Source organism: Pseudarthrobacter sp. CC4, assembly GCF_048957775.1.
Taxonomy (GTDB): Bacteria; Actinomycetota; Actinomycetes; order Actinomycetales; family Micrococcaceae; genus Arthrobacter.
Map to the genome: position 1 here is coordinate 1 of NZ_JARCCZ010000055.1, position 7,430 is coordinate 7,430.

Here is a 7,430-nt window from a genome sequence, read left to right on the forward strand (position 1 = left end):
TCACCGGGCAGTTTTACTGGCCACCAGCGGGCCGATTAACTGGCCGCCCGTGGGCAGAAACAAATGGCCATTGACATCCTGGCGCCCGATCCACGAGAGCGGCGCTCACCGGAGCAGCGCGCACAGACCGCTGCGGGTCAGCGGCACTTGATGGTGTCGGTAGCAGCTGTGGCGGCAGTGGTCCTTGTATCGCTCAGCATCCATGGAGTCCTTGATGGCTGGAGCTGGCTTCCAAACGTAGTGTCTACTGCCGTGGCCGTGTTGGGGGCGACGGCAGGGGCGCGGAGCCTCCGTTGGCCCCCTGCCCTCATCATGGGTGCGGGTCTTGTGGCCCTTGCGGGGGCGTTGATCTGGCAATTCTTCCGTGAGCAAAGCATTCTGGGCATCATTCCGAGGCCCGAGGCTGGAGACCGGTTGGCCTTTCTGCTCGAAAACGCCGAACTTACCGTGTCATCCGAGTTGGCACCGGTGGTCCCTGGTGATGGAATCCTTTTGATTACCTGCGCGACCATCGGTCTGACGGCAGTGCTCGTTGATACCCTGGCCATCACCTGCAGGATGCCGGCGACCAGTGGCCTGCCCCTGCTGGCTGTCCTTTCCATCCCCGCAGTCATCATTCCCGAAAGCGTGGGTGTTCCCGCGTTTACTGCAGCCGCCGCCGGCTACATCTTCCTCCTTGGCTCGGGGCAGTGGCGGGAAAGCTTTGACGTACACAGCCGGGCAGCGCACTCAACTGCCGGCTACCTCGCTCGTGCTGTGTCTCTCGGGGCGGCCGCGCTTAGCCTGACTCTTTTTCTGCCAACCGTCATCCCGGGCTTCAACGCAGGAACGTTTCCCCAGGGAGCCCGGTTGCAGTGGTGGGGCGCCGCGTCCGGGCTCGACCCAAGCATAACGCTGGGAAACTCGCTCAGGGAGCCTGACGGTTTTGGTCGAATCACGTATGCCACCACTGCCGATGAACCACTGTATCTGCGGCTTGCGACACTGGAGGACTTTTCGGGCAAACGATGGCAGCCGGACCCACGCCTGGACTCGCGCCGATCCGGCATCAGGGAGATGGGAAAGAGAGCCGGCCTTCCGGTCCGTAGCGGGAGTGTGATCACCACCCGGATCGATACCCGAAGTTTTACGAGTCCCTGGTTGCTGGCACCCTATGCCCCGGTGAGCATCTCTGGACTTGATGGCAGGTGGACATGGGACCCGCGAAACCTGACTGTGCTGTCGGCCAAGGGGGAGACAGCAGCCTGGCAAAGCTATCAGGTGATCAGTTCAACACCGGAGTTAACGAGTGAGTCACTGGCCGGCATGGGCCCTGTCAGGGAAGATGAGGTCGATGCCGGGTTCAGCTCCCTGCCCGGGGAGCTTCCACCCATCGTCAGGGAAACCGCACAATACCTCACCGAGGACCTGATCAACCCCTACAACAAAGCAATGGCCATCCAAAATTACCTGCGGGGTGGCGACTTCACCTACTCCCTGCAGGCACCCGTCGAAGGAAACTACGATGGCACCGGCCTTGAAGTCATTGGACGGTTCCTTGAAGTGAAAGCCGGCTACTGCGTCCACTTCGCCGGAACCATGGCTGTCATGGCACGGCTGGCCGGGATCCCGAGCCGCGTCGCCGTCGGTTACGCCCCAGGGGACCCAACCGGGAACACCGTTATGGTCGGCGGGGAAGAGCTGCCCGAATTCGCCGTTGATTCCAAGGACGCCCATGCCTGGCCAGAGCTGTACTTCCGCGGTGCCGGCTGGGTTAGATTCGAACCGACTCCTTCCCGCGGAGTCGTCCCCGGCTATGCGCAGCAACCGGCAACTCCTCAAGGGCTCGCGGTAGAGGACGACTTCAGATCCGAAGGCTTGCCCGTGCCGGACATCGGGATATCCCCGACTCCTGCCCCAGGACCTCCAGGCATCGGCACGCCGGGCACGTCCGCCCCTTCCGGTATGGATCGCAGCGTTTTCACGGGCGCGGTTTTGGCCCTGCTACTTCTGGCCTCCGCACCATTTCTGGTCCGCATCGTCAGATCCGGTGGACGAAAGCGCCGATTTCTCAGGTCAAGTCCGGGACAAGCAGCCAGCATCGCCTGGGCCGAGACGACCGAAAGCGCCGTTGATCATGGTTACCGTCCGAGCCCCGCAGAAACACCGCGGAATTTCACCAGCCGGCTGATGTATCAAGCCCGGTTCAACGGCCCGGCCATCGAATCACTGACCAGGCTCCGTCACGCCTACGAACTCCAGATCTACTCCGCTGCTGCAAACGCGAAACCCGGCCCCGGGCCCGGGGCTCCAACATGGGCCGACGTCCAGAAAGTTAAAAGGGCCTTACGAGATTCCAATACTCTTCCCGCACGTCTGGAAGCCAGGCTCCTGCCGAGATCGCTCCAGGAGGCCCAGTTGCACACCGACAAGAAGCAGCCGCGGCAGGCCGTACCCAAACTGTGACCGAGCGGCCGGTCTGGTCCTTGCGAACAGGCCGGTAGTTTAAAAACGGCGTTCAGAGGCCCATGCTGCTCAAGAAATACTGAAGGCCGGTGATTCGCCGCCCCCAAGGCACCGAATCGCCGGCCTTCAGAAATTTATTAGCCTGCCCGTACGAAGGTGACAGCACCCTTTGACGTCATCCACGTCAGCGGGTGAACAGCGGTTTCGTTCTTGCCGTTCAGGCCGGAGCTGAGAACCTGGCCGTTGCCGACGTAGATGCCTACGTGGCCGGGCTGCATGACCATGTCACCGGGCTGCGGATCGGAGACTACAGTGCCGTAGTTCATGAACTGCATCGGACCAAGGTCTCCGACAGGGATGCCGGCAGCATTAAGAGCGTTCTCGACCAGTCGTGTGCAGTCCTGGATCATGCCGATCTGGGCGTAGGCCGAGGAGACCATGGTGGCGTTGACTCCGCCTGCCGGGGCGGCTGCCGGCGCGGCAGCAGGGGCGGGGGTGACGGTGACTTGGGCCTTGGCCGGCGCCGCGGCGTTCGCGACGGCAGTCGCGGCGGGCACGGCCGCCTTGGGTGCCTGAACGGCGACAGGCGTTGGCGCTTCGATGACAGGAGCGGGCGTCGTCTTTACGACGGGGCGCTCGTAGGAAATCTGGACTGTCGAATCTGCGCTGAGCGGCGCCTGGACCTGGCTGGCAACCTCCAGGGTCGAGGCCGGCTCTGCCTCGCGCTGGGTCGGGGCATCTGCTGCCTGGGCTGCAACGCCACTGGTAAGAACGAGTCCGGAAGCTGCTGCAATGACGGCCGCCTGGCGGCCCACACCGCCGGCGTTGTCGGTGACGGACTTGGTCAGGACTGCAAGGGCGCTGGTGTGGACGGGGACCGCGCGGTGGCGGCCGTGAGCACGGCGAATGGACATGAAAGGGCCTCTCCCACTGCCTGCGGGGTTAGCTGTCGGATTCGGATGGGAGACACCCGGCCGCAGTTCCAGCACAAGGCAGGAGTCGCGGCTTCACCCCAAGGCCTGCCCGAAGCAGGCCACAATTGGTTTCCCCGTCTCTGCCGGACGAATGATGCGAACGGGTCCCGAGGCAGCGGCAGAGTTAGGCAATCTGCTCAGGAGTGCCGCATTCTGAGACCGGCACGCGTCTGACCCTACTCGAAAACCCACGACGTTGTCACATTTGCATAACGCAGAGCCGCAGATCCTCTTATTGGATGCATAAAGGACGGCACTAAGGACCGGGGATGAACAATTGCGCTGCCGCCTCCATGTACTGCCCTGTGCCCGTATTCCTGTCCGGTCGGCCACGTAGTCATCTCGGGAGTCTGAAACATGCTCTTAGAAAACAGAAGACGAAGACGAATTGCATTTTCCGTCGGGCACTTGCGAGGAGGCTCTTGTTTAAGGGCTGCCTCTGGAACAGACCCCGCTGGTGGGCCTCACCGCGTAGTAAGGCAGGGCCGGCCCAACCGGATTAAGGCTGAGTTGTCCTGAACTTACTCGATGTCCTGGAACACGAGCCGTATCCTTTCTGAATGGATCCAATTCCATTGCTTCGAGAAACCCATGCTGCGGCTGTGGTACCTCTAGGGCCAGCCCTACAAACACCGCCGCCCCTGAAGCCGACATACGCCCCCGCCGCTGAACAGGAAAGCACCGCCGATGACACAAGCTCCGGCCGCCGTCACGCCCGCCGACTCTGAACGGAAGATACGCAGGATCATTTGGGTCGTCCTGGGAGCAGCCGTGGCAACCGGGATGATCTGGTACGCGGTGTTTAACGCCACGAAGTCAGCACCTGCCACAGCCGAGAATGTTATCTACCTGCTTGGTGACGGCATGGGCCGAACCCAAGTCACGGCGGGCAGGGAGCGTTTCTACGGGGCCGAGGGCAGGCTGGTGATGGAAACCCTCCCTGTTCACGGCTCCGTCAGCACCTACGCTGTGCAGAAAAAGTCCGGCCAGCCGGGCCAGGCCGACTTTAATCCGGAACTGGTTACCGATTCCGCCGCCGCAGCCACGGCCTGGGCCTCCGGGATTAAAACCTATAACGCTGCCCTCGGGGTGGACGCCAAGGGGGCCTTGGTGCCGACGATCATGGAGTTGGCCAAGCAGGCCGGCTACCGCACCGGCAATGTCTCCACCGCCGAAGTTACCGACGCGTCGCCGGCCGGGCAGATGAGCCACGTCCTGTCCCGTGGCTGCCAGGGACCCGACTACTCCGCCGACGCGTGCCAGGACACCGAGATCACCGGCAAACCGTTGCCTGCCAGTGATGTGCGGGTGACCCCCGTCGCAGACCAGATTGCGCGCAACGGCACCACGGACGTCATTCTCGGTGGCGGCCTGGGCCGCTTCGATGCCTCGGATGAAACCGCGCTGAAGGAGCAGGGCTACGCAATCCTGGGTTCAGTCTCCAACCAAATCCCTGCCACCCGGACAGCCCTGAACGCGGTCGCACAGGAGAAGGTCTTTGGCTTGTTCAACACGGGAAACCTGACCGTCGAAAAAGCCAAGCAGGACAACCCCGAAGATCCCGAGGCGAAGGAGCCATCCCTGTCGGAGATGACAAAGAAAGCCATCGAGCTTCTTGACCGGAAAACCAGCGGCAAGGGTTTTTACCTGCAGGTTGAAGGTGCCTTGATCGACAAACGCTCCCACGACAACGACGCGGCCCAGACCCTGGAGGAAGTCGAAGCTTTCGACGACGCCGTCGCCGCAGCCCTGGACTTCGCCAAGAAGGACGGCAATACCCTGGTCATCGTCACCGCAGACCACGAAACCGGGGGTTTCAACATCATCGAAAAGGGCACCTTCACCAATGCCGAAGCAGCCGGACCCCCCGTCAACGTCGACTCCGGCAACCCCGCCAATAACTCCACCCCCACCCGGTCCGACGGAAACTCCAAGGACACGGACCGCTCAACCGGGATCACCAACGGAACCGGCGCAACGGACCCGAAAAACTTCGGCCCCGCCACCTTCCGGACCCCGAGCGACCCGCCCCACGTCAAGGACGGCTCCAAGGAAGCCAGTCTCTGGCTGACCTACGCCTCGGGCAACCACGCCGGCGCCGACGTGCCCGTGTACGCCTACGGCCCAGGCTCCGAGCAACTGCACGGCAGCGTGGACAACACCGACCTGTTCGACATCGTAGGTAACGCCCTGGGCGTCCTGCGCTGACCCTGGCGAAAAATCAGAACTGCAAAACTGCCACGGCCCGGGTCAAACTCGACGGGACTCCCGGCGGCCTGCAAACCGATCGGCCAAGTGATGCAGGCACACCACCCGGGGGACCCCGTTAAGGTCCGGAACAAACTGCGGCAACCGGTCGGTGCCAGGGCAGCTGAGCCCGGCAGCCTACTGCGCGCGCTTGTTCTTCACCCTTCGCCACTGGCTGGGTGCCGGCTGTGTACCTCTCGAAATGCGGGTGCGGAAACCCGCATAACTTCCCCGTGAATCTTCCCTAGCAGATTTTGGGCATGGGACGCTGGGGAATCGCTTGTGAATCAACGACTGACACTTGGCCCCAGCCAGTTTGTCAAGGAGGCAAGATGCCAGCCATCCCTCGGTGGTACACCCCAGCAGCTGTACGGTTCAGAACCGATTCCCAGACCTGGGGAATCGCCCCGCGCCAGGCGCTGCTGGTGGCCCTGCTTCCCTTTATCCTCGCCGTTGTCGCCGCGGCTACTGTTCCCTTCAAGGAGCTCTATCTCTGGCTGGTTGACGAGGATTCCCTGATCGAATGGCTCCAGGTTCTCTGCCTGCTGGGCGCATGCATCTTCTTGCCCCTGATCACCCTCCGCCTGCTCCGGGCCGGGCGTCTGGGCATCGCACTGCTCTATGGTGTGGTCACTCTCGGCGTCTGGTTTCTCACGGGCGAGGAGATCTCCTGGGGCCAGCGCATCTTTGGCTGGGACACCCCCGAAGACCTGGATGCGGTCAACCGTCAGGGGGAGACCAACCTGCACAACCTCCGGGGAGTGCAGGAGCTGGTCCCCTCCGCCATGCTCCTTGCCAGCCTGTACGGTGCATGTGCCCCGCTGGTGTGGGCAGCGGTCGGCTCACGGCGGGACGTTGCGCCCAAACACCTGCTCGTTCCACCGCTCTTTCTCGTGCCGGCCTTCCTGTTGGCCGCGGGCTATCGCCTGTTCCGCCTACTAATCTGGCCGGAACCGACTTTCGTTATCTCAGAATATGGCGAGGTGATGGAACTATGCCTGTACCTGGGGCTTGCGGTGTTCTGTTGGCTCAACCTGCGCCTCCTGCGGCAGCTGGAGGCGGCCCCGGGTGTGCAGGATCTATCTCGTCCCTTGCCCCGCAGGCCCTGACTGTCAGGCATGTGCAGTCCCATTGGCCAGCAGCATCCTGCGTAGCAGGGCCTCCCTCAGGGGCACTTGACCGGCCGGAAACCCAGCCAGACGGCACCACAAAGCGGCTATCGCTGGGGCGAACCCCGCGCCCCCGCTTCCCTTAGACACGCCTGGCCGGGGTCATCGGCCGTTTCCTCGCGGGTCTTCAACTCAAGTGCTCGGTCAACGTCCCGGGCGCCCCGGGAGGGGCCAAAAGGAACCGTCCTGCCGGGCAAGGACTGGTTGTAGGAAGAACGTCGTTTAGTGCAGGCGACCTCGGTGCATCCGCTTGAGAACTCAGGAGGGTTCGGAGACTGCTTGTCCGTTCCCGTCTGCACTACGCGCGTAATCGTGGGGTTAATACTGCAAAAGGAGTGTCTGCAGTGGCCTGCACGAGCGCTGAGGAGGGGAGTGATGGAGAGACGTGCAGTTAAAGCAAGGCCTCGGTGATGCTGCCCTCACTGCATGGGCTCCAAACTATAAAGCGGGGCTGGCTCCAGACGTGCTGAGACCGGGAGCCAGCCCCACCCCGTTCGGCACGTGCTCCCGGACGAAGATGTCGGTGATGGTCGAAAAGTGAGCCATTGTGACGGTTGAAAACTGAGCCACCCGTTCCAAACGATTGGGTGGGTGA

Annotated in this window: 4 protein-coding genes and 1 riboswitch; of the genes, 3 read left to right on the forward strand and 1 reads right to left on the reverse strand. The window is 62.7% G+C overall.

What is annotated here, in order from left to right:
* Positions 1-150 precede the first annotated feature (150 nt).
* Entirely contained in the window at positions 151-2,445 is a 2,295-nt protein-coding gene (locus PV768_RS21590; protein ID WP_421094180.1) for a transglutaminase TgpA family protein, read from the forward strand.
* Positions 2,446-2,582: 137 nt separating this feature from the next.
* Here the strand turns inward: PV768_RS21590 and PV768_RS21595 are convergent, their stop codons facing one another.
* A complete protein-coding gene (locus tag PV768_RS21595) occupies positions 2,583-3,359 on the reverse strand; it encodes an NlpC/P60 family protein (RefSeq protein WP_366284854.1) in 777 nt (258 codons plus the stop codon).
* A gap of 3 nt (positions 3,360-3,362) precedes the next feature.
* A riboswitch (cyclic di-AMP (ydaO/yuaA leader) is annotated at positions 3,363-3,560 on the reverse strand.
* Between the two features lie 546 nt (positions 3,561-4,106).
* On the opposite strand from PV768_RS21595, the gene PV768_RS21600 reads away from it, so the two are divergent.
* A complete protein-coding gene (locus PV768_RS21600) occupies positions 4,107-5,627 on the forward strand; it encodes an alkaline phosphatase (RefSeq protein ID WP_421094178.1) in 1,521 nt (506 codons plus the stop codon).
* Positions 5,628-5,998: 371 nt separating this feature from the next.
* Positions 5,999-6,775, forward strand: a complete 777-nt coding sequence (locus PV768_RS21605) for a hypothetical protein (protein ID WP_421094179.1) — start codon at positions 5,999-6,001, stop codon at positions 6,773-6,775.
* The last annotated feature ends 655 nt before the right edge of the window (positions 6,776-7,430 follow it).

Bases quoted from the DNA above. Each gene is read 5' to 3' on its own strand.
- PV768_RS21595 (WP_366284854.1), bottom strand. From the start codon at position 3,359: ATGTCCATTCGCCGTGCTCACGGCCGCCACCGCGCGGTCCCCGTCCAC.
- PV768_RS21605 (WP_421094179.1), top strand. From the start codon at position 5,999: ATGCCAGCCATCCCTCGGTGGTACACCCCAGCAGCTGTACGGTTCAGA.
- PV768_RS21600 (WP_421094178.1), top strand. From the start codon at position 4,107: ATGACACAAGCTCCGGCCGCCGTCACGCCCGCCGACTCTGAACGGAAG.
- PV768_RS21590 (WP_421094180.1), top strand. From the start codon at position 151: ATGGTGTCGGTAGCAGCTGTGGCGGCAGTGGTCCTTGTATCGCTCAGC.